Source organism: Isoptericola sp. NPDC060185 (genome assembly GCF_042728595.1).
Taxonomy (GTDB): Bacteria; Actinomycetota; Actinomycetes; order Actinomycetales; family Cellulomonadaceae; genus Isoptericola.
In genome coordinates this window covers 15,726-38,210 of record NZ_JBHWYY010000015.1, presented here as the reverse complement: position 1 = coordinate 38,210, position 22,485 = coordinate 15,726, and the positions used below count along the sequence as shown (strand labels likewise).

General features: G+C 74.7%; 28 protein-coding genes. 17 read left to right on the top strand and 11 right to left on the bottom strand.

The annotated features are described in order from the left end of the window. Window positions 1–4: 4 nt before the first annotated feature. Window positions 5–283 (top strand): acylphosphatase, encoded by a 279-nt coding sequence (locus tag ACFWDO_RS07970; protein ID WP_380316291.1) that lies wholly within the window; start codon window positions 5–7, stop codon window positions 281–283. Here ACFWDO_RS07970 and ACFWDO_RS07965 read toward each other — a convergent pair. Then, window positions 273–965, bottom strand: a complete 693-nt coding sequence (locus ACFWDO_RS07965) for a class I SAM-dependent methyltransferase (RefSeq protein ID WP_380316288.1) — start codon at window positions 963–965, stop codon at window positions 273–275. The two genes, ACFWDO_RS07970 and ACFWDO_RS07965, sit on opposite strands and share 11 nt — an antisense overlap. 96 nt (window positions 966–1,061) lie before the next feature. Here ACFWDO_RS07965 and ACFWDO_RS07960 point away from each other — a divergent pair, with 96 nt between their 5' ends. The 4 genes from ACFWDO_RS07960 (at window position 1,062) to ACFWDO_RS07945 (ending at window position 3,404) form a co-directional block, all read left to right on the top strand. After that, the gene (locus ACFWDO_RS07960) at window positions 1,062–1,811 is read left to right on the top strand and encodes a class E sortase (protein ID WP_380316285.1); all 750 of its coding nucleotides are present in this window, start codon (window positions 1,062–1,064) and stop codon (window positions 1,809–1,811) included. Window positions 1,812–1,824: 13 nt separating this feature from the next. Next, window positions 1,825–1,986, top strand: a complete 162-nt coding sequence (locus ACFWDO_RS07955; protein ID WP_380346885.1) for a hypothetical protein — start codon at window positions 1,825–1,827, stop codon at window positions 1,984–1,986. Between the two features lie 30 nt (window positions 1,987–2,016). After that, window positions 2,017–2,877, top strand: coding sequence for an LLM class F420-dependent oxidoreductase (locus ACFWDO_RS07950; protein ID WP_380316279.1), 861 nt, complete (start codon window positions 2,017–2,019; stop codon window positions 2,875–2,877). A 95-nt stretch (window positions 2,878–2,972) separates the two neighbouring features. Continuing rightward, window positions 2,973–3,404 (top strand): hypothetical protein, encoded by a 432-nt coding sequence (locus ACFWDO_RS07945; RefSeq protein ID WP_380316276.1) that lies wholly within the window; start codon window positions 2,973–2,975, stop codon window positions 3,402–3,404. An 82-nt stretch (window positions 3,405–3,486) separates the two neighbouring features. Here the strand turns inward: ACFWDO_RS07945 and ACFWDO_RS07940 are convergent, their stop codons facing one another. Then, the gene (locus ACFWDO_RS07940; RefSeq protein ID WP_380316273.1) at window positions 3,487–3,870 is read right to left on the bottom strand and encodes a VOC family protein; all 384 of its coding nucleotides are present in this window, start codon (window positions 3,868–3,870) and stop codon (window positions 3,487–3,489) included. Between the two features lie 144 nt (window positions 3,871–4,014). Here ACFWDO_RS07940 and ACFWDO_RS07935 point away from each other — a divergent pair, with 144 nt between their 5' ends. Together ACFWDO_RS07935 and ACFWDO_RS07930 are read left to right on the top strand one after the other, a co-directional pair. Beyond that, window positions 4,015–4,935 (top strand): LysR family transcriptional regulator, encoded by a 921-nt coding sequence (locus ACFWDO_RS07935; RefSeq protein ID WP_380316270.1) that lies wholly within the window; start codon window positions 4,015–4,017, stop codon window positions 4,933–4,935. A gap of 248 nt (window positions 4,936–5,183) precedes the next feature. Further along, on the top strand, window positions 5,184–6,350 hold the full coding sequence (locus ACFWDO_RS07930) for an epoxide hydrolase family protein (RefSeq protein ID WP_380316267.1): 1,167 nt from the start codon (window positions 5,184–5,186) through the stop codon (window positions 6,348–6,350). Between the two features lie 4 nt (window positions 6,351–6,354). On the opposite strand, the gene ACFWDO_RS07925 is transcribed toward ACFWDO_RS07930, so the two are convergent. From ACFWDO_RS07925 to ACFWDO_RS07900, 6 genes are all read right to left on the bottom strand, one after another. Continuing rightward, the gene (locus ACFWDO_RS07925) at window positions 6,355–6,522 is read right to left on the bottom strand and encodes a hypothetical protein (RefSeq protein WP_380346883.1); all 168 of its coding nucleotides are present in this window, start codon (window positions 6,520–6,522) and stop codon (window positions 6,355–6,357) included. Between the two features lie 55 nt (window positions 6,523–6,577). After that, entirely contained in the window at window positions 6,578–6,850 is a 273-nt protein-coding gene (locus ACFWDO_RS07920) for a metal-sensitive transcriptional regulator (protein WP_380316265.1), read from the bottom strand. Window positions 6,851–6,877: 27 nt separating this feature from the next. After that, on the bottom strand, window positions 6,878–8,620 hold the full coding sequence (locus tag ACFWDO_RS07915; protein ID WP_380316262.1) for an FAD-dependent oxidoreductase: 1,743 nt from the start codon (window positions 8,618–8,620) through the stop codon (window positions 6,878–6,880). 77 nt (window positions 8,621–8,697) lie between these two features. After that, on the bottom strand, window positions 8,698–10,173 hold the full coding sequence (locus ACFWDO_RS07910) for an MFS transporter (protein WP_380316260.1): 1,476 nt from the start codon (window positions 10,171–10,173) through the stop codon (window positions 8,698–8,700). A 112-nt stretch (window positions 10,174–10,285) separates the two neighbouring features. Then, a complete protein-coding gene (locus ACFWDO_RS07905; RefSeq protein ID WP_380316257.1) occupies window positions 10,286–11,527 on the bottom strand; it encodes an RtcB family protein in 1,242 nt (413 codons plus the stop codon). Between the two features lie 142 nt (window positions 11,528–11,669). After that, the gene (locus tag ACFWDO_RS07900; RefSeq protein ID WP_380316254.1) at window positions 11,670–11,792 is read right to left on the bottom strand and encodes a hypothetical protein; all 123 of its coding nucleotides are present in this window, start codon (window positions 11,790–11,792) and stop codon (window positions 11,670–11,672) included. A gap of 117 nt (window positions 11,793–11,909) precedes the next feature. On the opposite strand from ACFWDO_RS07900, the gene ACFWDO_RS07895 reads away from it, so the two are divergent. Further along, the gene (locus tag ACFWDO_RS07895; protein ID WP_380316251.1) at window positions 11,910–12,548 is read left to right on the top strand and encodes a TetR/AcrR family transcriptional regulator; all 639 of its coding nucleotides are present in this window, start codon (window positions 11,910–11,912) and stop codon (window positions 12,546–12,548) included. Between the two features lie 135 nt (window positions 12,549–12,683). On the opposite strand, the gene ACFWDO_RS07890 is transcribed toward ACFWDO_RS07895, so the two are convergent. Both ACFWDO_RS07890 and ACFWDO_RS07885 read right to left on the bottom strand, forming a co-directional pair. After that, a complete protein-coding gene (locus ACFWDO_RS07890; RefSeq protein WP_380317213.1) occupies window positions 12,684–13,781 on the bottom strand; it encodes a Gfo/Idh/MocA family protein in 1,098 nt (365 codons plus the stop codon). Continuing rightward, window positions 13,778–14,578: a sugar phosphate isomerase/epimerase family protein gene (locus tag ACFWDO_RS07885; RefSeq protein WP_380317215.1), complete on the bottom strand. Its 801-nt coding sequence runs from the start codon at window positions 14,576–14,578 to the stop codon at window positions 13,778–13,780. The genes ACFWDO_RS07890 and ACFWDO_RS07885 overlap by 4 nt, the downstream gene beginning before the upstream one ends. 248 nt (window positions 14,579–14,826) lie before the next feature. Here ACFWDO_RS07885 and ACFWDO_RS07880 point away from each other — a divergent pair, with 248 nt between their 5' ends. From ACFWDO_RS07880 to ACFWDO_RS07870, 3 genes are all read left to right on the top strand, one after another. Then, complete coding sequence (locus tag ACFWDO_RS07880) at window positions 14,827–15,846, top strand: glycoside hydrolase family 43 protein (protein WP_380317218.1); 1,020 nt, start codon at window positions 14,827–14,829, stop codon at window positions 15,844–15,846. 71 nt (window positions 15,847–15,917) lie between these two features. Beyond that, entirely contained in the window at window positions 15,918–16,550 is a 633-nt protein-coding gene (locus tag ACFWDO_RS07875) for a dihydrofolate reductase family protein (protein WP_380317221.1), read from the top strand. A 147-nt stretch (window positions 16,551–16,697) separates the two neighbouring features. After that, window positions 16,698–17,714 (top strand): peptidoglycan-binding protein, encoded by a 1,017-nt coding sequence (locus ACFWDO_RS07870; RefSeq protein ID WP_380317224.1) that lies wholly within the window; start codon window positions 16,698–16,700, stop codon window positions 17,712–17,714. Window positions 17,715–17,898: 184 nt separating this feature from the next. Here ACFWDO_RS07870 and ACFWDO_RS07865 read toward each other — a convergent pair whose 3' ends face one another. Beyond that, window positions 17,899–18,747, bottom strand: a complete 849-nt coding sequence (locus ACFWDO_RS07865) for a BTAD domain-containing putative transcriptional regulator (protein WP_380317227.1) — start codon at window positions 18,745–18,747, stop codon at window positions 17,899–17,901. Window positions 18,748–19,118: 371 nt separating this feature from the next. On the opposite strand from ACFWDO_RS07865, the gene ACFWDO_RS07860 reads away from it, so the two are divergent. Genes ACFWDO_RS07860 through ACFWDO_RS07835 form a run of 6 tightly spaced genes read left to right on the top strand, consistent with a single transcriptional unit; the run spans window position 19,119 to window position 22,475 of the window. Beyond that, entirely contained in the window at window positions 19,119–19,760 is a 642-nt protein-coding gene (locus tag ACFWDO_RS07860) for a hypothetical protein (RefSeq protein WP_380317230.1), read from the top strand. A gap of 1 nt (window position 19,761) precedes the next feature. Next, window positions 19,762–20,088 carry a LysM domain-containing protein gene (locus ACFWDO_RS07855; protein WP_380317233.1) on the top strand — a complete coding sequence of 109 codons (327 nt, stop codon included), beginning with the start codon at window positions 19,762–19,764 and terminating at the stop codon, window positions 20,086–20,088. Further along, on the top strand, window positions 20,085–21,233 hold the full coding sequence (locus tag ACFWDO_RS07850; protein WP_380317236.1) for a hypothetical protein: 1,149 nt from the start codon (window positions 20,085–20,087) through the stop codon (window positions 21,231–21,233). The genes ACFWDO_RS07855 and ACFWDO_RS07850 overlap by 4 nt, the downstream gene beginning before the upstream one ends. After that, window positions 21,233–21,754 carry a phage baseplate assembly protein V gene (locus tag ACFWDO_RS07845; protein WP_380317239.1) on the top strand — a complete coding sequence of 174 codons (522 nt, stop codon included), beginning with the start codon at window positions 21,233–21,235 and terminating at the stop codon, window positions 21,752–21,754. The genes ACFWDO_RS07850 and ACFWDO_RS07845 overlap by 1 nt, the downstream gene beginning before the upstream one ends. After that, window positions 21,754–22,077: a hypothetical protein gene (locus ACFWDO_RS07840; protein ID WP_380317242.1), complete on the top strand. Its 324-nt coding sequence runs from the start codon at window positions 21,754–21,756 to the stop codon at window positions 22,075–22,077. The genes ACFWDO_RS07845 and ACFWDO_RS07840 overlap by 1 nt, the downstream gene beginning before the upstream one ends. Further along, a complete protein-coding gene (locus tag ACFWDO_RS07835; RefSeq protein WP_380317245.1) occupies window positions 22,074–22,475 on the top strand; it encodes a GPW/gp25 family protein in 402 nt (133 codons plus the stop codon). The genes ACFWDO_RS07840 and ACFWDO_RS07835 overlap by 4 nt, the downstream gene beginning before the upstream one ends. Window positions 22,476–22,485: the final 10 nt, after the last annotated feature.

The following is a 22,485-nucleotide window of genomic DNA, read 5'->3' as shown; positions in this document are numbered from 1 at the left end:
ACGGATGACCACCACGGTGCGGCGGCGCGTGCGCGTGCACGGCCGCGTCCAGGGCGTCGGGTTCCGCTGGGCGACGCGGCAGGCCGCGGCCCGCGCGGGCGTCGTCGGGCACGTGCGCAACCTGCCCGACGGGACCGTCGAGGCCGAGATCGAAGGCGCTCCCGACGACGTGGCGGCGATGCTCGACTTCCTGCGCGCGGGCCCGACCGCGGCCGTCGTCACCGGCGTCGACGTCGAGGACGTGCCGCCGCGGGGTGACGACGCGTTCGACGTCAGCGGCTGACGACCCCCGACCATCCCGCCGGGAGGCGCGCGGCGACCAGCTCGATGACCCCCGCGCGGGACCTCTCGTGCTGCTCGACCTCGAGCCCCTGCTCCTCGATCCACCGCGCGGGCCGGCGGCCGAAGTGCTCGCCCGCCAGCGGGACGCTCACCAGGTCGGCGGCGGCCTGCAGCGCCCGCAGCGGCCAGGCGCTCGAGGCGACGTGGTCCGCGAGCAGCAGGAGGCCGCCGGGTCGCAGCACGCGCGTCATCTCCGCCAGGGCGGCGCGGTCGTCGCCGATGGCGCACAGCGAGAACGTGCACACGACGGTGTCGAACGCGTCGTCGGGCAGGTCGAGCGCCTGCGCGTCGCCGAGCCGCAGGTCGACGAGGTCCAGGCCGAGCTCCGACGCGCGGCGGCGGGCCAGCCGCAGCATCCCGGGGCTCCATTCGACCCCCGTGTACCCGCCGCCGGGCGCTCCCCCGGTCACCGCCCTCGGGTAGTGCGCCAGGTTCAGGCCGGTGCCCACCGCCACCTCGAGGGTGCGGCCCTGCGCCCGCGCGCACAGCCGCCCCCGCACGTCGGGGAACATCCGCCGCTCCGCGGCCGCGAACGCCCGGTCGTAGCCCGCCGCCTCCCGGTCCCACCGGCGCCGCAGCCGCGTGGCGCGCCGCCCCGTCGCGGTCTCGTCGTCGCTGGTCACCGGCCCAGGCTCCCACGCGCCGACGCCGCCGACCAGGCCCCTGCCGGCGGCGGCACCGGGCCGCGACCGGACCCGCGACCCACTACCATCGCGCACGTGACGAGTCCCACCCACGCCCGGCCCGCCCGCCGCCGCTCCGTCGGCAGCGCCCTGGTCGGCGGCGTCGGCGAGCTGCTCATCACGCTCGGCGTGGTGCTCGGGCTCTTCGTCGTCTGGCAGCTGTGGTGGACGTCCGTGGAGGCCAACGCGCAGGCGCAGGAGGTGGTCCAGGAGTTCCGCGCCACGCTGCCGCCCGCCAACCCCAAGCACGCCACGACCGCCGAGCTGCGCACCGACGACCCGCCGGTGCCCGACGCCGTCGGCTACGGCGAGACGATCGGCACCCTCATCGTGCCGCGCTGGTACGGCCTGACGAACAACGCGATGCCGATCGCCGAGGGCACCGGCATGGACGTGCTGGACCGCGCGATGGCGGGCCACTACGCGACGTCGCAGCAGGTGGGCGACATCGGCAACTTCGCCCTCGCCGGGCACCGCCGCACGCACGGCAACTCGTTCCGCCACGTCGACGAGCTGAAGAAGGGCGACCAGATCATCGTCGAGACGGCGAAGACCTGGTACGTCTACGAGGTCACCGACCACGAGATCGTCACCCCCGACCAGGTGGACGTCGTGGCCCCCGTGCCCCACCACCCGGACCAGAAGCCGACCGAGCGCCTGCTCACGCTCACCACCTGCCACTCGCTCACGCTCGGCGAGTACGGCAACGACCACCGCTGGATCACCTACGCGACCTTCGTCGGCTGGATGGACCGCGCCGACGGCACCCCCGACCAGGTCCGCTGAGCCAGGAGACGACATGTACGCGTGGATCTTCCGTCACCTGCCGGGCAACGTGTTCTGGCGGGTCCTGCAGTCGCTGGTGCTCGTCGCCGCGGTGGTCGCCGTCCTGTTCCTGTGGGTCTTCCCGGCGATCGCGCCGTACATGACGCTGCTCGAGGGCGACCCCGCCGTCGGCTGACGCGGGCGCACGCCCGCACGGAGGAGGACCATGACGTCGCGACACCCGCCCCGCTTCGGGGTCAAGCTCACGCAGGACGCGCCGGCGACCACCTTCCAGCAGGTCTGGCGCACCGCCGACGACGCGGGCTTCGACCACGTGTGGGTCATGGACCACCTGGCGTCGCTCGGCCCGGCCGACGACCGCCCCGTCTTCGACGCGTGGGCCATGCAGGCGGCGATGGCCGTGGCCACGTCGCGCGTGCGGATCGGCTGCATGGTCTCGGGCAACACCTACCGGCACCCCGTGATGCTGGCCAAGCTCGCCACCACGGTCGACCATCTGTCCGGCGGGCGCCTCGAGCTGGGCGTCGGCGCCGGCTGGAACGAGCACGAGCACACGATGTACGGGCTCGACCTCGGCACGGTGCGCGAACGGATGGACCGGCTCGAGGAGTCCCTGCAGATCCTCACGTCGCTGTGGACCCGTCCGCGCACCACGTTCGACGGCGCGCACTACCGGCTCGAGGACGCGGTCGCCGAGCCCAAGCCCGTGCAGCGGCCGCACCCGCCGATCTGGGTGGGCGGCTCCGGCCCGCGCCGCACGCTGCGGCTCGTCGCGCAGTACGCCGACGCGTGGAACGACACGTCCAGCACGCCGGAGCAGATGGTGGCCCTGGGCGAGGTGCTCGAGCGACACTGCGCGGACGTCGGCCGCGACCCCGCGCAGATCCGCCGCACGGTGCAGCTGCGGCTGCGCGAGCACGGGCTCGCGGACCTCGCCGGCCTGGTCGAGCGGTACGCCGCGGCGGGGGTCTCGGAGTTCGTGGTGGTGCTCTCCTCCGGCGCGAGCGCGCTGCGCGAGCTCGACCACGTCGCGGCCGCGCTCCCCGCCCTGCGCGCGGCCGGCTGACCCCGGCGCGGTGCGGCGCTCGCCACAGTCGCCCCCGGACGGCCCGATCGGCTCCCCGGCGCGACTAACCTGATGCCGTGGCTACCTTCTCGAGCGTGACCCGCCAGCACATCCTCCGGGCGATCGAGGAGTACGACGACCGCGGCCGGGACGCCTTCGTCGGCGTCTACGGGTTCACGCCCACGCCGGCCCACACGTTCGAGCACGACGAGCGCACCTACGACTCCAAGGCCGTGCTCGGCGTCGCGCACAAGTACGCGACCGGCGTCCCCGCGCGCCCCGAGGACCTCGTCGACGCCAAGTGCGACGACGCCGCCATCCTGCGCAAGCACGGCTTCGTGGCCTACGCCCCGGCCGCCGCGGCCGCGGCCGCGGCCGCCGCTCCCGCCCGCAAGACCGTCGCCCCGCGCCGCAAGGCCGCGAGCGCCCCGGCCCGCAAGGCCGTGGTGCCGGAGCCCGAGCTCGCGATCTGCCCGACGTGCTTCACCGCCCTGCCGGCCACCGGCATCTGCGACGAGTGCGACTGACGGCGCCGGACCGCCTGCGCGGCCCGTGCGGGCGCGGCGCCGACGGCGGGGCACGGCCCGCCGCCGGGGGACGCCGCGCGGTTCAGGGGGCGACGACCTTCCACAGGTGCCCGTCCGGGTCGGCGAAGTAGCCGAAGTAGCCGCCCCACTGCGCCGCCTCGGCGGGGCGGGCGATGGTGCCGCCCGCGCGCTCGGCGCGCTTGAGGACGTCGTCGACGGCGGCCGCGTCCTCGGCGTAGAGGTTGAGGGTGAGGCCGCCGAACCCGGAGCCGGCCGGGTCCACGCCCGCGTCGTGGGCGAGGGCGCGCCGGGGGTAGAGGGTCAGTGCCGGGCCGCCGGCGAGCCGGAAGGCGACGTACTGACCGCGGTCCTGCTCGACGGCGCACCCCAGGCCGTCGGCGTAGAACGCCCGGGAGGCTGCGAGGTCGCCGACCGCGAGGGTGACGGCGTCGATGGTGAGCTCCATGATGATGACTCCTGCCGTGGGGACGATGCTCCGACCGGGGCCGGGCCCGGCCCCTGCGCCACAGGCTCGGACGCCGGCACGGGCGGATCAAGAGGCGATGCGATACCTTCCGATCACCCCAGGGTTATCGACCGAGGTCGTGCGATGGAGCTGCGGGACATCGAGATCTTCCTGACGCTGGCCGACGAGCTGCACTTCGGCCGTACTGCGGAGCGCCTCCATGTCTCGTCCGCCCGGGTGAGCCAGTCGATCAAGCTGCAGGAGCGGCAGATCGGCGGCGCCCTGTTCGAGCGGACCAGCCGCCACGTCCGCCTCACCCCGCTCGGCGAGCAGCTCCGGGACGACCTGCGGGTCGGGTACGACGCGATCAAGGCCGGCGTCGCGCGCGCCGGGGCGGTCGCCGACGGCGTCGTCGGCGAGGTGCGCCTGGGCGTCATGGGCAACGACGCGTTCGAGTTCCTGGGCGTCCTCGACCGGTTCACCGCCGACAACCCCGGCTGCTCGGTCGCGCCGCGGGAGACGCACTTCAGCGACGCCTTCGCGGCGCTGCGCCGGGGCGACGTCGACGCCCTGGCGGTGTGGCGCCCGGTCCGGGAGCCGGACCTGGTCGAGGGGCCGCCGGTCTTCCACGCCGGGCGCGTCCTCATGGTGTGGGCGGGCCACGAGCTGGCGGGGCGGTCGGAGGTGTCGCTCGAGGAGCTTCCCGACCACCTGCTGATCGACCCGCGCGTGTCCCCCGCCGCCTGGGTGGACGTGATGCTGCCGCGGCGGACGCCCGGCGGCCGCGCCATCCCGAGGCGGGGGCCGCGTCCCACGACATTCCACGAGATCCTGGGCCTGGTCGCGAGCCGGCGGTGCGTGACCCTGGCCGGCGCGCAGGCCGCGCTCTACGGCGCCCACCCGGGGGTGGTCTTCGTCCCGGTCGCCGACGCCCCGCTGCTGACCTGGGTGCTCACCTGGCCCGCCCGGCTGGAGACGCCGCTGATCCGCGCGCTCGCCCGTGCGGCCCGCGACGTGGGCCCGGCGACCGTGCCTGCCCGACCGGCGCGCGGGCTGCCGGCGTGACCCGCGGGGCGGCCTCCGCGAGGTCGCCCGCCCGCTCGTGCAGGTCCTGCGAGTCGATCGAGGTCCTCGATCGTCCGGCCCATCAGCTCCACGGGGGCGTGATCTCGTCGGGCGTCCACCGGTCCATCGGCACGTCCGTGCCGGGCACCGGCTCCGGGACCCCGCGGTCGTGCTTCACGACGTTCTCGGGATCAGCCGACGGCCTCGCCTCTCGACCGCCGTCGGCGGGCGGTCGTAGCGTGACGGTCGTGACGACCGCGCCCCGGATCGACCCGTTCACCCCGCCCGCCGACCCCGGGCAGATCGACGACCTGCGTGCCCGCCTGCGGGCCACGCGATGGCCCGACGTCCCCGACGGCGCGGGCTGGTCGCTCGGGACCGACGCCGAGTACCTGCGCGGGCTCGTGACGTACTGGGCGGAGGAGTTCGACTGGACGGCGGACCTCGCGCAGCAGGCGCGGCTCACGAGGTTCTCGACGACGGTCGGGGGCCGCACCGTGCGGTTCGTGCACGTGCGCGCGGCGGAGGGCCGCGGGGCGCTCCCGCTGCTGCTCGCCCACGGTTGGCCGGACTCCTCCTGGCGGTACCGCAAGGTGGTGCCGCTGCTGACCGGCCCGGGGGCGCACGGTGGCGACCCCGCGGACGCGTTCGACGTCGTCGTCCCCGACATGCCCGGGTTCGGGTGGTCGCCCGCGCCGCTCGACCGCGTCCTCAGCTCGATCGACGTCGCCGCGCTGTGGGCCGAGCTCATGACGGCGCTCGGGTACGACCGCTTCGGGGCGGCCGGCGGCGACATCGGCAGCCACGTGAGCCGCTACCTCGCCCTCGACCACCCCGACCGCGTCGTGGCGGTGCACCGCACGGACGGCGGGGTCCCCGTGTGGGCGGGCGACCCGGCCGAGCTGACCCCCGCGGAGCGGGAGTGGTTCGCCGCCGCGGCGGCGTGGGGCGCGACGGAGGGCGGGTACGCGGCGATGCACCGCACCCGCCCGCAGACGGCCGCGTTCGGCCTCGCCGACTCCCCCGTCGGTCTCGCCGCGTGGATCGTCGAGAAGCTGCGGGCGTGGAGCGACTGCGGCGGCGACGTCGAGCGGTCGTACACGAGGGACGAGATCCTCGCGCTGGTCACCGAGTACTGGGTGACCGGCACGATCGGCTCCTCGATGCGGATGTACCACGCCAACGGGGCGATCGACCCCGCGCAGCTCGCCCGGCGGGTCGAGGTGCCCTCGGGCTTCGCGCTGTTCCCGGGCGACCTGCTGCGCCCGCCCCGCGCCTGGCTCGAGCGGACCACGAACCTGATCCGTCTCAGCGAGCCGCCGCGGGGCGGGCACTTCGCCGCGTTCGAGGAGCCGGAGCTCTACGCCGCGGAGCTGCGGGAGTTCTTCCGGCCCTTCCGCACGGCCGCGCGCTGACCGGTCAGCGGCCGAACAGGCGGGACAGGAAGCCGCCGCCAGCGGCCGGCTCGTCGTCGTGGCCGGGGCACCACTGCCCGGCGGGGACGGACCGGCGCACGTCGTCGACGTGCTGGCCGCAGCCCTTCCAGGTCGTCTTGCCGCACGTCTTGCAGGTCACGGGGTAGCACACGAGAGGTTCTCCAGTCGTCGTTCGGGTGTGTGTCTGGTCGGGTGTGTCGGTCGGGTCAGGCCAGCGTGAGGAAGAGCTTCTCCAGCTCGTCGGTGGTGAGGCCGTCCTCGCCCCGCGCGTCGGGGTCGGCGAGGCACTCCTTCATGGCCGTGGAGACCACGGCGAAGCCGGCGCGGTCGAGCGCCGCCGAGACGGCGGCCAGCTGGGTCACGACGTCACGGCAGGAGCGGCCCTCCTCCACGGCGTCGATCACGGCGTTGAGCTGGCCGCGCGCGCGGCGCAGCCGGTTGGCGATGCGGCGCTGGGCGTCGCTGTCGGTGGTGAGCATGGGTCTCCCTCTCGTGCGGTGGACGGGTCAGGCGCGCGCGGGCTCGGGCGTCACGAGGAGGTCGTCCGCGCGGTCGCCGAGGACGGCGCGCAGCGTGAGCGACCCGCCGGACAGCGACGCGGAGTCGAACCCGGACTGCACCAGGACGCGGTGGGCGATGGCGGAGCGCACGCCGGAGGCGCACATCACGCGGACCGGGCGGCCCGCGGCGGCCTCGCGCACCTCGTCGAGGCGTGCCCGCAGCTCGGTGTGCGGCACGTGGAGCGCGCCCGGCAGCATGCCCGACGCGACCTCGGCGGCCGTGCGGACGTCCAGCACGAGCGCCTCGCCGAGGACCTGGTCCACGTCCTGGGCGTACCAGAGCGCCAGGGTGCCGTCGAGCACGTTGGTGCCGACCATGCCCGCGAGGTTCACCGCGTCCTTGGCCTGGCCGTAGGGCGGCGCGTAGGCGAGGTCGAGGTCGACGAGGTCGCCGACGGACATGCCGGCCCGCAACGCGGTCGCGAGCACGTCGACCCGCTTGTCGACGCCGTCCTGGCCGACGGCCTGGGCGCCGAGCAGCAGGCCGTCGTCGGCGCGCACGTGCAGCACGAGGTGCAGCTGGCGCGCGCCCGGGAAGTAGCCGGCGTGCTGGTTCGGGTGCAGGTGCAGGGTGCGGTACGCGATCCCGGCGGCGTCGAGCGCGGCGCGGTTCGCGCCCGTGGTGGCCGCGGTCAGCTCGCCGACGCGGACGACGGCGGTGCCGAGCGGTGCGGGCAGCGGCCGCGCGGTCTCGGGGCGCACGATGTGGTCGGCGACGAGGCGGCCCGCGCGGTTCGCCGGGCCGGCCAGCGCGACCGGCCGACGCACGCCGGTGACGGCGTCGGTCTGCACGACCGCGTCGCCCACCGCCCACACGCCCGGGGCGGAGGTGCGGCCGTGCTCGTCCACGACGATGGCGCCGCGCTCGGTCTCGATGCCCGCGGCCGCGAAGGCCTCGGTGTCGGGACGCACGCCCACGGACAGGACCACGACGTCGGCCGGGACCGAGGTCCCGTCGTCCAGGACGACGAGGTCGTGGGTGCCGTCCTCGGCCGGGCGCAGGGCCCGGGCGCCGACGCCCGTGCGTACGGTGATGCCGAGGCGGCGCAGCTCCGCGGTCACCGGCTGGGCGACCTCGTCCTCGAGCGGCGGCAGCACGTGCGCGCCGAGCTCCACGAGGGTGACGTCCAGGCCCGCGAGCGCCAGCGCCTCGGCCGCCTCGACGCCGATGAAGCCGGCGCCGAGCACGACGGCGCGGCCGGCCCCGGCCTCCACCTGGGCGCGCAGCGCGCGGGCGTCGTCGACGGTGCGCAGCGTGCGCACGCGCGGCGAGTCGAGGCCCTCGACCGGCGGGCGCACGGCGCGCGCGCCCGGGGACAGCACGAGCGCGTCGTAGGGCAGCTCGACGTCGCCGCCTGCGGTGCGCGCCACCACGACGCGGCGGGCGGTGTCGACGGCGGTGACGTCGTGGCCGGTGCGCACGTCCAGGTCGAGCGACGCGCGCAGGGACGCGGGCGTCTGCACGAGCAGCTTGTCGGCGTCGGGGATCTCGCCGCCCACGTGGTAGGGCAGGCCGCAGTTCGCGAACGAGACGTGCGGGCCGCGCTCGAGGACGACGATCTCGGCCGACTCGTCGAGGCGGCGGGCGCGGGCGGCGCAGCTCATGCCGCCCGCCACTCCCCCGACGACGACGATGCGCCGCGCGCGGGTGGGCGAGGTCGAGGGGGCGGGTGCGGTGCTGTCGATCATGGCTCGACAATACCCCGGGGGGTATCACTCGTCCCAATCCGCTGGTCAGCCCGGGACGGCCGGGCACCGTGGCGCGCTCACCCGTCGGCGTCGCGCTCCGCGTCCTGCGCCGACAGCGGCGTCGCCACGTCCTCCAGGGACTTCCGCTCGGCACCGACCCCGAGGAACATCGCCACGACCCCGCCCGCGACCATGAGGGCCGCGCCGATGTAGTACCCGACGGCGATCCCGGAGATGTCCTGGGCCTCGCCCGCCGACTCGATCAGCCTCCCGAACAGGAGCGGGCCGGTGATCCCGCCGACCGCGGTGCCGATCGCGTAGAAGAACGCGATGCACAGCGCCCTGGTCTCCATCGGGAACACCTCGCTCGCGGTGAGGTACGCCGAGCTGGCGCCCGCCGACGCCACGAAGAAGATCCCCATCCCGAAGAGGGTCAGCGTCCAGGCCGTCAGCCCGCCGAGCATGAGGCCCGCGACCGCCAGCAGCACCCCCGAGACGATGTACGTCGCGGAGATCATCCGCACCCGCCCCACCCGGTCGAACAGCGGCCCGAGGACCAGCGCCCCGAGAAAGTTGCTCACCGCGAACAGGGCGATGTAGGTACCGGTCTGCCCGACGCCCAAAAACGTCTGCAGCGTGTCGCCGAAGGTGAAGAAGAACGCGTTGTACAGGAACGCCTGCCCCACGAACAGCGCGAGGCAGAGCACCGTGCGCCGCGGGTAGTCCGCGAAGACGGTCCGCGCGATGCGCCCGAGGCCGATGGTGTGGCGCTGGCGCACGGTGATCGTCTCCCCGGGCTCGTCGAGCTGGACGCCGTCCTGCTCGCGCACGCGGTCCTCGATGCCCGCCACGATCCGCTCGCTGTCCTTCTCGCGCCCGTGGATGAACAGCCAGCGAGGGCTCTCGGGGACGTTGCGCCGCACGAACAGGACGCACAGGCCGAGCACCGCGCCCAGCGCGAAGCACAGCCGCCAGCCCAGCCACGCCGGGATCAGCTCCGGGTTGAGCAGCGGGATGGTGAGCAGCGCGCCGCCCGCCGCTCCGACCCAGTACGAGCCGTTGATCGCGATGTCGATGCGGCCGCGGTACTTCGCAGGGATCAGCTCGTCGATCGCCGAGTTCACCGCCGCGTACTCGCCGCCGATGCCCAAGCCGGTGACGAACCGCATCGCGAAGTAGTACAGCGGGTTCATCGAGAACGCCGTCAGCACGGTGCCCACGAGGTACACGAGCAGCGTGAGGATGAAGAGCCGCTTACGCCCGAACCGGTCGGTGAGCTGACCGAACACCAGGGCTCCCAGGCACGAGCCCGTCACGTACACCGCGCCCGCGAGGCCGATGTCCGCGCTGGTCAGGCCGAGCCCGGTGTCCCCCTTGAGGGCGTCGGACAGGTTGCCGACGATCGTCACCTCGAGCCCGTCGAGGATCCACACCGTCCCCAGCCCGATGACGATCATCCAGTGCCACCGCGCCCACGGCAGCCGGTCCAGGCGCGCCGGCACGTCCGTGGTAATGGTCCGCAGCGTCGTCGTGCCGCTCTCCGTCGAAGGCATGATCCGGTGGTACGCCAGGTCGCCGATGCACGCACTGCGGCGAGAGGCATGCCCGGCCGGCGAGACTTTCGAGGTCCCTTCCGACCGGACACACCCCTCGCCCGCGACGCCGTCAGCCCTTGACGCAGAGCAGCGTGCGGAGCCGGGCCACCACCTCGACGAGGTCGGACTGCGCCGCGATCACCGCGTCGAGGTCCTTGTATGCCCCGGGGATCTCGTCGAGCACCCCGGCGTCCTTGCGGCACTCGATGCCCGCCGTCTGGGCGGCGAGGTCGTCGAGGGTGAAGGTCTTCTTCGCCCTCGTCCGGGACATCCGCCGACCGGCGCCGTGCGACGCCGACCAGTACGAGTCCGGGTTGCCGAGCCCGCGCACGATGTACGAGCCGGTGCCCATCGAGCCCGGGATGAGGCCGAGGTCGCCCCGGCCCGCCCGGATCGCGCCCTTGCGGGTCACGACCAGCTCCTGGCCGTCGACCTGCTCGACCGCGACGTAGTTGTGGTGCACGTTGACGGCCTCGTCGAACCGGATCCCCCGGCCCGGGAACGACGCCCGCACGGCGTCGACAACGAGGGTCATCATCACCGCGCGCGACCGCGCGGCGTACTCCTGCGCCCACCACAGGTCAGCGAGATAGGCGTCCATCTCGGGAGTGCCGCCGAGGAACACCGCGAGCTCGCGGTCCACCAGGCCCTGGTTGTGGTCCAACCGCTTCGCGACGGCCACGTGCTGCTCGGCCAGCGTCTTGCCGATGTTCCTCGACCCCGAGTGGAGTTGGAGCCAGATCGAACCGGACATATCAGCACATATCTCCACAAAATGATTTCCGCCACCTAGTGTCCCGAGCTGCCGCCGCGCCCGGTCCTCGATGTCCGACACCCTCCCGTGCAGCGCACCGAACCGCGTCCAGAACGCGTCGGCGCCGCGCGCGGCCTCGGCCGGGCCGTTCCCTGCGATGGAGCGCAGCCGGTGCGGGTCGACAGGCTCGGCGTGGGCGTGGAACCCGACCGGGACGGCAGCCTCGATGCGCGACCGGACCGAGCCGAGATCGTCGGGCAGGTCCTCCAGGGTCAGCGAGGTCCGCACGCCGATCATGCCGCAACCGATGTCGACGCCGACGGCGTTCGGCGAGACGGCGTCGCGCATGGCGATCACGGAACCCACGGTCGCACCCTTGCCCAGGTGGACGTCCGGCATGACGCGCACCCCCTCGACCCACGGCAGCGCGGCGATGTTGCGCAGCTGGGCAAGGGCCGCCGGCTCGACCTCGTGCTCGTGGGCCCACATCAGCGTGTCGGCGCGCGCCCCGCTCAGCGGGACGGGGAAGGCGTGGGTCGCGGTCGTGTTCTCGATCATGATGAGCACCCCCTCCAGGTGGGTGCGTGGTGGTTCTTCGCGACGGCGCCAGGACGGCGCCATGGAGCTGCCCGCAGGACGACGAGAGCCGCCCTCGGGACGTGGTCCCAGGGGCGGCTCGGGTGGCTGAGTCAGGTGTCGCTCAGGTCGTGCTCCCGCCCTCGGGACGCGGCTTCTCGTATCGCAGCGCCTCGGCACCCAGGGACGCGGGCACGACGAGGCGCAGGCCGGCATCGGCCTGACGACGGCTCGTCGAACGGGTCACGGTCCCCTCCGGGGCGGGTGGTAGGCCGCAGGACTGTCCTGCGGACGGCGCCGAACGTAGCACCGGCACCGGCGCTCGCCCCACCGAATAACGGCAGAACATCGGTAGGTTGGCCCGGTGAGCGATGCGGGGGCTGCGGCGGGCGACGAGGCGGCACCCCGGCGCGGGTACGCGAAGGGCGCGGCCCGCCGCGCACAGATCCTGGAGCAGGTGCTCCGGATGGTCGCGGAGCACGGGGTCGACGCGTCCTCGCTCCGGTCGGTCGCCGACGCGGTCGGCGTCTCGCACGCCACGCTGCGGCACTACTTCCCCTCCCGCGACGACCTCCTGATCGAGGTCTACCGCGCACACGAGGGGCAGCGCGACGAGAGCAGCCCGCTGCCGCCGTCCGCCGTCGGGCGGATGCGCGAGAGCGCCGTGCTCAACCGCGACGTGCCGGGGCTCGTGCAGCTCTACACGACCCTGGCGGGCGACGCCGCGGGCGAGGGCCACCCGGTGACGCGCGAGTTCTTCCGGCAGCGCTTCGCGCGCGTGCGCGGCGAGCTCGCCGAGCAGGTCCGCGCCGACCAGGAGGCGGGCCGCATCGACCCCGCCGTCGACGCCGCGGACCTCGCGGCCCTGGCGGTCGCGGCGTCGGACGGCATCCAGGTGCAGTGGCTGCTCGACCCCGGCGCCGTCGACGGCGCGCGCGTGCTCGAGCTCCTGGAGCGGCTGGTGCCGCCGCCCCCCACGGACACGCCGTCGAGCGGCGACTGAACCGACCGGACCGGCCCGGATCGATCCGGACCGATCCGGACCGACCCGGCCGGACTGCCTTTCAGCAAGCGATCCCTCGCGCCATCGAGACCGATGGCGCGAGGGATCGCTTGGTGGAAGGCGGGTGTCGACGGCTCAGAAGGTCGCCGACGCCGGGTCGAAGTCCTCCGGCAGGGGCGGGGGCGCGTCGACCGTCGAGGTGACGTCCACCGCCGCGCCGGACTCCGCGGCGTCCCGGACGGCCAGCAGGACGTCGAGGACGTGCAGCGCGACGGCGCCGGACGCCCGCTCGGGCTGGCCCGCGCGGATCGCGCGCGCCAGCTCGACGACACCCGTGCCCCGGCCCCAGGTGGAGCCGGTGGCCGGGATCGTCACGGGCTCGTCCTGCCCGTAGCGCCACAGCGTGGACTCGCCGTCGAAGTTGTTCGGGTCCGGCAGCGAGAGGGTGCCGAGCGTGCCGTTGATCTCGACGAAGCCCGCGCGCGGCAGCGCGTGCTGGAACGAGAAGGTCGACTGCGCCGACTGCCCGCCGCGGAACTCGATGAGCGCCGCGTGGTGCGTGGGCACCTCGACGGGGAACGACTCCCCCGCCCGCGGGCCCGACGCGATCGTCCGCTTGTCGAGCGACCGCGACGACACGGCCTGCACCCGCGCGGCCGCGCCGAGCGCGTGCACGAGGGTCGTGACGTAGTACGGGCCCATGTCGAACAGCGGGCCCGCGCCCGTGGCATACAGGAAGTCAGGGTCCGGGTGCCACGCCTCGGGGCCCGGCACGTGGAACATCGTCGTGGCCGTGAGCGGCTCGCCGATGTCCCCGCGGGCGATGGCGCGCAGGCCGGACTGGATGCCCGCGCCGAGCACGGTGTCCGGCGCGCACGCGACGCGCAGGCCCTTCGCCTCCGCCTCGGCCAGCAGCGCCGCGGCGGACGCATGGTCGGTCGCGATCGGCTTCTCGCTCCACACGTGCTTGCCCGCCGCGATGATCTGACGGTCCACCTCGGCGTGCACGGCCGGGGTCGTCAGGTTGAGGACGATCTCGATGTCGTCGCGCGCGAGGAGCTCCTCGTCGGTCCCCCACGCAGCGACGCCGTACGCCTCGGCCTGGGTCTGGGCCCGGTCGAGCAGCAGGTCGGCGACCATGAGGACCTCGACGTCGGCGAACTGCGTGAGGTTCTCCAGGTACTGCGTCGAGATGTTCCCGGCACCGATGATGCCGACGCCGACGCGGCTCACTTGTCGTTCTCCCGCAGCCACGCGAGGGAGGAGGCGATGCCCTCGAAGACGTCGCCGGCGTACGAGTCGAACTCGACCACGCGGATGGCCTGCGGCGCGGCGGCGAGGATCGCCGGCACGTCGACGTCGCCCTGGCCCGCGGGCACCTGGTTCTCGTAGGCGGCCTTGAGCGCGGGCGGGACGTCGAGGGCGCTCTCGCTGGACGGGAGCACGGTGGCGATGTCTCCGGACACCTCGCCGTCCTTGACGTGGATCGCCACGACCCGGTCGCCGAGCGTCGTGAGCACGGCGGGGGCGTCGGCGCCGCCGACGGTGGCCCAGAACGTGTCCACCTCGAGGACGGCCTCGGGGTCGAGCTGCTCGGCGAAGATCTCGAAGACGGCGCGGCCGCCGACGGTGTTCGTGAACTCCCACTGGTGGTTGTGGTACCCGAACCGCAGGCCGTGGCCCGCGGCGCGGACCGTCAGCTCGTTGACGCGCTCGGCGAGCCGCTTCGCGTCGTCGGCGGTCTGCCAGCGCTCGGTCGGGACGAACGGGTCGATGACGATGCCGATGCCGAGGCGCGCGGCGGCGTCGAAGACGACGTCGGGGTCGGCGGCGTCGATGACCGCGGCGTGGCTCGACGGCGCGGCGAGGCCCGTCGCGGCGAACGCGCGCTCGAAGTCGGCGACGCGCTCGACGAACGCGTACGGCTCGACGTGCTCGTACCCGATCTCACGAACCCGCGCGACGGCGGCGTCGAGGTCGGCGGCGATGGCATCCCGCAGCGAGTACAGCTGCACGGATGTGAGAGTCATCTGGTGCTCCTTCAGCGATGGGTCGACGACGTCTTCCGCCGACACGCACCCAGAAGTGCAAGGTGGAACGCCGGAAGCCAGGAACGAGCCTAACCCCTGAAAACCTCACAGTGGAAGGTTTTGTGGCGAGGCGGCGCATTCCCGTCCGAGGCGTGTCGCCTGAGCGCACCTTTGAGTCAACGATGTACCTTCGTCGCGCCAGCGACGGGCGTCGATGCCCGTCACCGCATCGAACGAAAGGCGCAACGTTGCACCATACGTCGAGCACCACGACCTTCACCCGCCGCGCCGTCCTCGCGGCGGCCGGCGGCCTCGGCGCGGCCGTCGCCCTGACCGCGACGCCCGCCGCGGCCGTGTCACCGAAGGGGTACCAGAACCCCGTCATCCCGACGAACAACCCCGACCCCGCCGTGCTGGCCGCGGACGGGGCGTTCTACCTCTACGCGACCAACGGCGCGGCGGGCGCCATGCCCGTGCTGACCTCGCCCGACCTCGTGCACTGGGCCCCTGCCGGCAACGCCATGCCGCAGCTCGCCTCCTGGTGCCGGCCCGGCCGGCACTGGGCGCCCGAGGTGATCGCGACGGGCGACCGCTACCTCGCGTACTACACGGCGTGGCGGGCCGACATCGACCAGCAGGCCGTCTCCGTCGCGGTCTCCGACTCGCCCACGGGACCGTTCGTCGACGACCGCACCGCCCCGCTGATCGACCAGTCCGACCAGGGCGGGAGCATCGACGCCTCCCCGTTCCGGGACGCCGACGGCACGCTCTGGCTGCTGTGGAAGAACGACGGCAACCACGACGGCCTGCCGTCGTACATCTACCTGCAGCGGCTGTCCGACGACGGTCTCGAGCTGGTGGGCGAGCCGCAGCGGCTGTTCGGGATGGACCAGCCGTACGAGAAGTACACGATCGAGGGCGCCTCGGTGGTCGTGCACCAGGGGCGGTACTACTGCTTCTACTCGACCGGCGAGTTCTGGAACGACTCGTACGGCGTGTGCTGGGCGAGCGCCCCGGCCCTCACGGGCCCCTGGACCAAGCAGGGTGACGGGCCCATCCTGGCCAGCAACGACGTCGCAGCGGGCTCGGGTCACGGCATGCCGATCAAGGTCGGGCCGCACTGGTGGTACGTCTACCACGCGTGGCAGCCCGACCACGTCAACCAGGACCCGGGCCGCCTCGTCTGGCTGTCCCGGATCCGGTTCACCGGATCCGGGCCGGTGATCGACGGACCTGCCGTGGACAACCCGCTCGCACCCCTGGTCTGAGCCCTCGCGATGATTCCGCGCGGGGCGGCCGGTCTCCTCTTTCGACCAGCCGCCCCGCGCCAGGAGGAACCATGGGCCTCATCCACCTCGAGATCTTCGCCACGCTCGACCTCGTCGCCCAGGCCCCCGGCGGGCCGGACGAGGACACGGCGGACGGATTCGCCTTCGGGGGCTGGCAGGCGCCCCTGCTCGACGACGTCGCCGGGGAGCAGATCGCGGCCGCGTACGCGGAGGGCACCGACGCGCTCCTCCTCGGCCGCAGGACGTACGACGTCTTCGCCGCCTACTGGCCCCAGCAGGACGACCAGTTCGGCGCGCTCTTCAACAGCATCCCCAAGTACGTCGCGTCCCGCGGCGCCCCCGACCTGTCCTGGTCCGGCTCGTCGCAGCTCGGGCCCGACCTGCCCGCCGCCGTGCGCGAGATCCGCGACCGGCACGAGCACGTGCGCGTCGTCGGCAGCCTCGACCTCGTGCAGACCCTGCTGGCCGAGAAGCTCTTCGACCGGCTGGACCTGTGGCTGCACCCCATCGTCCTCGGGGGCGGGAAGAAGCTGTTCGACGGGGGCGAGGTACCCACGAACCTCACGCTCCTCGCGCCGCCCGCCGCCAGCCCGAAGGGCGTCGTCTTCCTGCACTACGGGCTCGCCGACGGCGTCCCGCCCACCGGAGACATGACCGCCCCCGACCGCGGCGTGAGCGCGTGAGCGCGTGACGCCGTGAGCGCGCACGCCGTCGGCGGTCGCCACGGGCAGCGATGACGACCCCGTGACAGGCCGGTGACGACGACGCGCGACGCTGGGTCCCGGGCGCCGACGCAGGCCGTCCCGTCGGCCCGGCTCAAGGAGTGCGCCATGACGACGATGCGGTTCCGCGGCAGGTCCTACCGCAACGGCTGCGTCCCGTCCGCGGTGCTCGACGAGCTGAGGCCGCACGGCCGCCACGGCACGGACGGGCGGTCGCGGGCGTTCCTGCGCAAGGACGCGGCGGCATCGTGGAACCGCGCGGTCGACGACGTGCGGGCCGGCACGGGGCTGCAGCTCACGGTGCGCGGGTGGAACCGTTCGCTGGGCGAGCAGCAGGCGTTCTTCTTCCAGCGCTACCGGCGCGGCGCCCGCAGCCCCTTCGGCGACTACCGCCGCTACGACGGGTCGACCTGGGGGCGCGTCGGGGGTGCGGCCGCCGCGGTCCCCGGGTACTCCAACCACGGCTGGGCCCTCGCCGTCGACGTGCAGGACTTCGGCGGCGTCGGCGAGTGGGGCAACCCGCGGCGGGCGAAGGCGTACCCGATCCTGCGCGAGCACGGGTGGACCGAGACGGAGGGCCGCCGCGTCAACGAGCCGTGGCACCTGGTCTACTGCCCGGCCGAGGACCGGGGAGCACGGCGGCGTGGGCGGGGCGCCAGCAGGGGCGCCGGCCGGACCGCGCTCCGCCGCCCGCTCGCCCGCTCGGCGACGCTCCGACCCCACCGCCCTCCCACCCTGCGACGCGGCAGCAGGCGGCCGGCATGGGTACGGCTGTGGGCCGGTGTCCTGGCCGCGGAGGGCGTGTACGCCGGGGCCCTGGTCGGCACGTTCGACGACGCCCTGGACCGCGCCACCCGCACCTTCCAGGGGCGGGCCGACGTGACGGTCGACGGGATCGTCGGACCGCAGACCTGGTACTCCTCGCTCCGTGGCGTGAAGCCGGGCAGCCGCGGGCCCGCCGTGCGGGTGGCGCAGGTCGTGGCCGGGCTGCGAGGCGCGGCCCTCGACGGGGTCGCCGGCTCCGTGTTCGCCGGCCGGTGGAAGCGGGTGCAGCGCTGGCTGGGGGTCGCGGCGGACGCCGAGATCGGCCCCCGGACCGTCGCCGCGCTCCTGCGGAAGGGATGAGGACGATGGGCCACCGGGCGACGAAGGACCGCACGCGCGCAGGCTCCGACCGTCGCGGCCCCGACGGCCGCGGCCCGAGCGGGCGCCGCGTCCTGCTGCTCCTCGCTGTCGCGGTCGCCGTCGTGGCGTGCACCCGCGCGGCCCGCGCCCGCACCGGTGGGGCCCGGGTCGAGGAGTCGGAGGACTACGAGGCCGAGAACGCGGCCCTGCTCTGGGCGGCGGATCCCGAGACCCCTGCGGGGAGCGAGGACGCCGGCACCCGCGACGCCGGCGCCGACTGAGGCCGCCGCGACGCCACGGGAACAGCGACGACCGGCGCCACGACGGGGGCCGCGACGGGCGCCGGTCGTGCCGCGCCGCCCCAGGGGCGCACGAGCCCGGAGGTCGACGGCGACGGCTCGATCCCGAGCTCCGCATGCAGGGTGCGGCGACACAGGTCGTAGGCGCGGCAGGCCTCGGCGACGTTGCCCTCGGCCAGGTGGATGGCGATGACCGCACGGTGGGCGCTCTCGCGCAGGTCGTCGGCGCGCAGGGCCGCGAGCGCCGCCTCGAGGGCCAGGCCGTAACGGCCCCGCTCGGCGAGGCGGGTCGCGGTGGCCTCCAGCACGTGCAGGCGCAGCTGGTGCAGGCGTTCGCGCTCGGCCTCGAGCCACGGGTCCTCCCAGTCGGGGAGCAGCTCGCCGGTGGCGAGGTCGGGCGGTTCGTCGCCGTCGTCGACGTGCCCGCCGAGCACGGCCCTGGACGCCGAGATGAGACGGTCGACGTCGCTGTCCGGCCCGAGGCCGAGCTCGACGACGCCGTGCGCCGCACGCACGAGCCCCGCGGCGGCCTGGTTCACGCGCCAGATGCCGGTGCGCAGGCTGGCGAGGGCCCGCTGCTCGAGGGTGTCCGGCCACAGCAGGCCGGCGAGGCGGCTGCGGCCCGTGCGGCCGCGCAGGGCGAGCATGGCCACGAGCCGCTGCGCGCCCACGGGCAGGGACACGGACGCGTCGTCGACCTCGATCTCGAACGCCCCGAGGAGACGGATCCGCACGGCAGGCTGCCGGGCCGCAGGCCCGTGCGCGGGACTCGTCCGTTCCGACACCCTTCACCCCCGGTGGTGCGGGCGGCCGTGCGCCGCGGCCGGTCGACGCGTCGTCGTCGTCCGCGGGCGAGGCGGCGTGTCCTCACGTCCGGAAAGATCCGGTCGCCTTCCTCCGTGATACGACGCCGCGGGTGGACCGGCTGCCCCAGCGGACGATTTCACCCGCGGCTCCCGGCCCGCCGCGGCACGGGCGCCGCGGCGACGGCCGGACACGGGGCCGGCCGGTGACGGCCGGTGACGGCCGGACACGGGGCCGGCCGGTGACGGCCGGTGACGGCCGGTTGACAGCACGGTGACGTGCCCGGGGCACGATCCGGGCCATGAGCAGCTTTCCCGGCACGCCGCGGACGGTGCCCGGCGCGATCGTCGCCGTCGACCCGGTCTCCGCGCTGTCGCGCGTCGCGCTGTTCCAGTACAACCCGGACGAGGTGACGCGCACGCTGCGCCCGCGCGCGCCGTCCGGCGGGGGCGCCGCGGAGGTCGACCGGGTGTACGGGGCGCCCACGCAGACCATCGCGATGAAGGTGGAGCTCGACGCCACCGACGGGCTGGAGGTCGGGGACCCCCTCGCGACCGCGTCGGGCGTGTCGGCGGGCCTGGCGGTGCTGGAGATGCTGCTGTACCCGAGCGTGGCCCGCGTCGTCGCCAACACCGTGCTCCTGGCCGCGGGGACGATCGAGGTGCTGCCGCCGCGCGCGCCGCTGGCGGTGCTCGCCTGGGGTCCCGGGCTCGTGGTGCCCGTGAAGCTGGAGAGCGTCACCGTCACGGAGCAGGCGTTCGACGCCGCGACCCTGGTCCCCACGCGCGCGGCCGTCGACCTGTCGCTGCAGGTGCTCACCTACGACGACCTCGCGCCGACCGACCCGGCGCACGCGCTCTTCCTCGCCCACCAGACGGTGCGGGAGCAGCTCGCTGCGGCGGCCGGCGCTCTGGGCGTGGCCCGCCTGGCGCAGGGGGCGTGAGATGTCCCGGTACGACGGCGTGCCCACCACGACGCTCGAGGTGACGACGGCCGACGGCGAGCGCCGGCTCGTCGGCCACTACCGTCGCCGGTTCCCGCCCCCGCCGTCGGACGCGACGACATCGGCGCGCCGCACGGTGGCGCCGGGCGACCGCCTCGACCTGCTGAGCTTCACCCTGACGGGCGACCCTCTGGGGTTCTGGCGGATCTGCGACGCCAACGCCGCCCTCGACCCCGACGACCTCGTCGACGACGAGGCGGTGGGCACCGTCATCGTGGTCCCGCTGCCCGGGGTTCCCGGCGTGCCGGGGGCGGGGGTGCCGCGATGACCGCGGACCTGGGCGTGCACCTCACCGTGCTGGCCGGGCCGACGGTGCCCGTGCCGCTGCCGCCGGACGTCGCGGCGCGGGTGCGGTCGGTGACGGTGACGGAGTCGGACGCGGCGCGCTCGGCGTTCACGGTCACCCTCGACGCGGGGCGGTCCGGCCCCACCGCGGCGTTCGACTCCCCCGTCGTCGGGCCGACGGCGCCGATCCGGGCGGGCTCGCGCGTCGTCCTCGTCCTGACGATCGGCGTCGTGCCGCACGTGCTCGCCGACGGGCTCGTCACCGAGACCGAGCTGACACCCGGCGGCCGGGACGCGGCGGCCGAGCTGCGGCTCACGGGCCAGGACCTGTCCCTGCTGCTGGACCGGCAGGAGGTCTCCGCCGAGCACCCGGGGCTGGAGGACTCGTTGCAGGTGCTGGCCGTCGCGGCCCGGTACGCCCCGCACGGCCTGGTGCCGGCCGTCGTGCCCCCGGCCGACCTCGACCCGCCCCTGCCCGTCGAGCGCACGCCCACCCAGCAGGGCACCGACTGGGAGCACCTGCAGCTCCTCGCGGCGCGGCACGGGTACGTCTGCTACGTCTCCCCCGGCCCGGTCCCCGGTACCTCGACGCTCTTCTGGGGGCCACCGGTGCGCGAGGGGCTGCCCCAGCCGGCGCTCTCGACGGGCCTCGGCCCGGCCACGACCGTCACGGGGTCGCTGCGCTTCCGCGAGGACGTGCTCACGCCGGAGCTGCAGGAGGGCCGGGTCACCGACGCGCGGCTGGGCGCCACGCTGCCCGTGCGCACCGTGGGCGCGCTGCGCGTCCCGCTGTCCGCGGCCCCGACATGGGCGGCGCACCAGCAGGACCTGCGGGTGCGCCAGTTCCGCGACTCCGGCGTGGGCGCGGCCACGGCGTTCGCGCGCGCCCAGGCGGCGACGGACCGCTCCGCCGACAGCGTCACCTGCGACGGCAGCCTCGACGGGTCCGTGTACGGGGAGGTGCTGCGGCCGCGCGGGCTCGTCGGGGTGCGCGGCGCCGGCTGGTCGCACGACGGCCTCTGGTACGTGCGCCAGGTGGTGCACCGCGTGGACCGGGGCTCGTACGCCGCGGACTTCTCGCTGTCGCGCGACGGGCTCGGCGCGACCGTCCCGGTGGTGAGGGTCTGATGGACGGGGTCCCGGGCGACGGCGCCCGCCGGTTCTACGGCAAGTACCGCGGCAAGGTCGAGAACACGCTCGACCCGCTGCAGCTCGGCCGGGTGCAGGTGTCCTGCCCGGCGGTCCTCGGGGAGGGCACGCTGAGCTGGGCGCTGCCGTGCACCCCGTACGCCGGGAACCAGGTGGGCCTGTTCCTCGTGCCGCCGGTCGGGGCCCACGTGTGGGTCGAGTTCGAGGGCGGCGACCCGTACCAGCCGATCGTCGGCGGCTGCTTCTGGGGCACGGGCGAGGTGCCGGCCAGCCCTGCCGTCGAGCAGGTCAAGCTGCTGCGCACCGACGCGATCACGCTCCGGCTCAGCGACGTGCCGGGCGGGGGCGGGGTCACCGTGCAGGTCGGCTCCCCCGCCGTGGCCGTGCCGGTCGACATCAAGGCCACCAGCACGGGTGTGGAGATCTCGATGGGCAAGAACAAGATCGCCCTGACGGCCGCGTCGGTGTCCATCAACGACGGCGCGCTGGAGGTGACGTGATGCCCGGCTACCTGCTCTCGACGGCCGCGTCGGTCGCGTGCGCCCACCAGGGCCGGGCGACGGCGGGCGGCGTGGCCGCGCGCGTCAGCCTGGGCGGCAGCCCGGCGGTCCTCCTCGCCCCGCCGTGGTCGATCGCCGGCTGCACCTTCCCGCCCCCGACGGCGGGCAACGGCCCGTGCGTCAGCGGATCCTTCACCGTCGGCACGGTGCGCGTCACCTCGATGCAGCAGCCGCTCGCGATCCAGGCCGCCCCGGGGCAGTGCGTCCCGACGGGGGTCCCGCTGGTGGTCTCGTCGACGCAGGTCCGGGTGCGTGCGACATGAGCGAGATCCCCCGGCGCGCCTGGGCGCCGCGGCACGTCGCCTTCCCGCTCGCCCTCGACGGCCGCGGCCGCACCGCCATGGTCGACGACGCGGACTACGTCCGCGGCCTGGTCGAGCAGGTGCTCTTCACCGCACCGGGCGAGCGCGTCAACCGGCCCGACTTCGGCAGCGGCGTCGGGCGGCTGGTGTTCGCACCCACGGACGATGCCCTGGCGCGGTCCACGCAGGCGCTGGTGCACGGCGCGCTCCAGCGGTGGCTCGGTGATCTGCTGCGCGTCGAGGACGTGCGGGTCACCGCCGTGGACGCTCGTCTGGAGGTGGTCGTGGAGTACCTGCCGCTGGCCGCGACGACGGGCGAGGAACGCCGCACGGTGACCGTCACCGGGGGTGCGCCATGACCGGGGGTGC

Bases quoted from the DNA above. Each gene is read 5' to 3' on its own strand.
- ACFWDO_RS07885 (WP_380317215.1), bottom strand. From the start codon at position 14,578: ATGACTCTCACATCCGTGCAGCTGTACTCGCTGCGGGATGCCATCGCC.
- ACFWDO_RS07950 (WP_380316279.1), top strand. From the start codon at position 2,017: ATGACGTCGCGACACCCGCCCCGCTTCGGGGTCAAGCTCACGCAGGAC.
- ACFWDO_RS07970 (WP_380316291.1), top strand. From the start codon at position 5: ATGACCACCACGGTGCGGCGGCGCGTGCGCGTGCACGGCCGCGTCCAG.
- ACFWDO_RS07840 (WP_380317242.1), top strand. From the start codon at position 21,754: ATGCCCGGCTACCTGCTCTCGACGGCCGCGTCGGTCGCGTGCGCCCAC.
- ACFWDO_RS07845 (WP_380317239.1), top strand. From the start codon at position 21,233: ATGGACGGGGTCCCGGGCGACGGCGCCCGCCGGTTCTACGGCAAGTAC.
- ACFWDO_RS07940 (WP_380316273.1), bottom strand. From the start codon at position 3,870: ATGGAGCTCACCATCGACGCCGTCACCCTCGCGGTCGGCGACCTCGCA.
- ACFWDO_RS07850 (WP_380317236.1), top strand. From the start codon at position 20,085: ATGACCGCGGACCTGGGCGTGCACCTCACCGTGCTGGCCGGGCCGACG.
- ACFWDO_RS07860 (WP_380317230.1), top strand. From the start codon at position 19,119: ATGAGCAGCTTTCCCGGCACGCCGCGGACGGTGCCCGGCGCGATCGTC.
- ACFWDO_RS07835 (WP_380317245.1), top strand. From the start codon at position 22,074: ATGAGCGAGATCCCCCGGCGCGCCTGGGCGCCGCGGCACGTCGCCTTC.
- ACFWDO_RS07855 (WP_380317233.1), top strand. From the start codon at position 19,762: ATGTCCCGGTACGACGGCGTGCCCACCACGACGCTCGAGGTGACGACG.
- ACFWDO_RS07935 (WP_380316270.1), top strand. From the start codon at position 4,015: ATGGAGCTGCGGGACATCGAGATCTTCCTGACGCTGGCCGACGAGCTG.
- ACFWDO_RS07875 (WP_380317221.1), top strand. From the start codon at position 15,918: ATGGGCCTCATCCACCTCGAGATCTTCGCCACGCTCGACCTCGTCGCC.
- ACFWDO_RS07870 (WP_380317224.1), top strand. From the start codon at position 16,698: ATGACGACGATGCGGTTCCGCGGCAGGTCCTACCGCAACGGCTGCGTC.
- ACFWDO_RS07915 (WP_380316262.1), bottom strand. From the start codon at position 8,620: ATGATCGACAGCACCGCACCCGCCCCCTCGACCTCGCCCACCCGCGCG.
- ACFWDO_RS07920 (WP_380316265.1), bottom strand. From the start codon at position 6,850: ATGCTCACCACCGACAGCGACGCCCAGCGCCGCATCGCCAACCGGCTG.
- ACFWDO_RS07910 (WP_380316260.1), bottom strand. From the start codon at position 10,173: ATGCCTTCGACGGAGAGCGGCACGACGACGCTGCGGACCATTACCACG.
- ACFWDO_RS07905 (WP_380316257.1), bottom strand. From the start codon at position 11,527: ATGATCGAGAACACGACCGCGACCCACGCCTTCCCCGTCCCGCTGAGC.
- ACFWDO_RS07955 (WP_380346885.1), top strand. From the start codon at position 1,825: ATGTACGCGTGGATCTTCCGTCACCTGCCGGGCAACGTGTTCTGGCGG.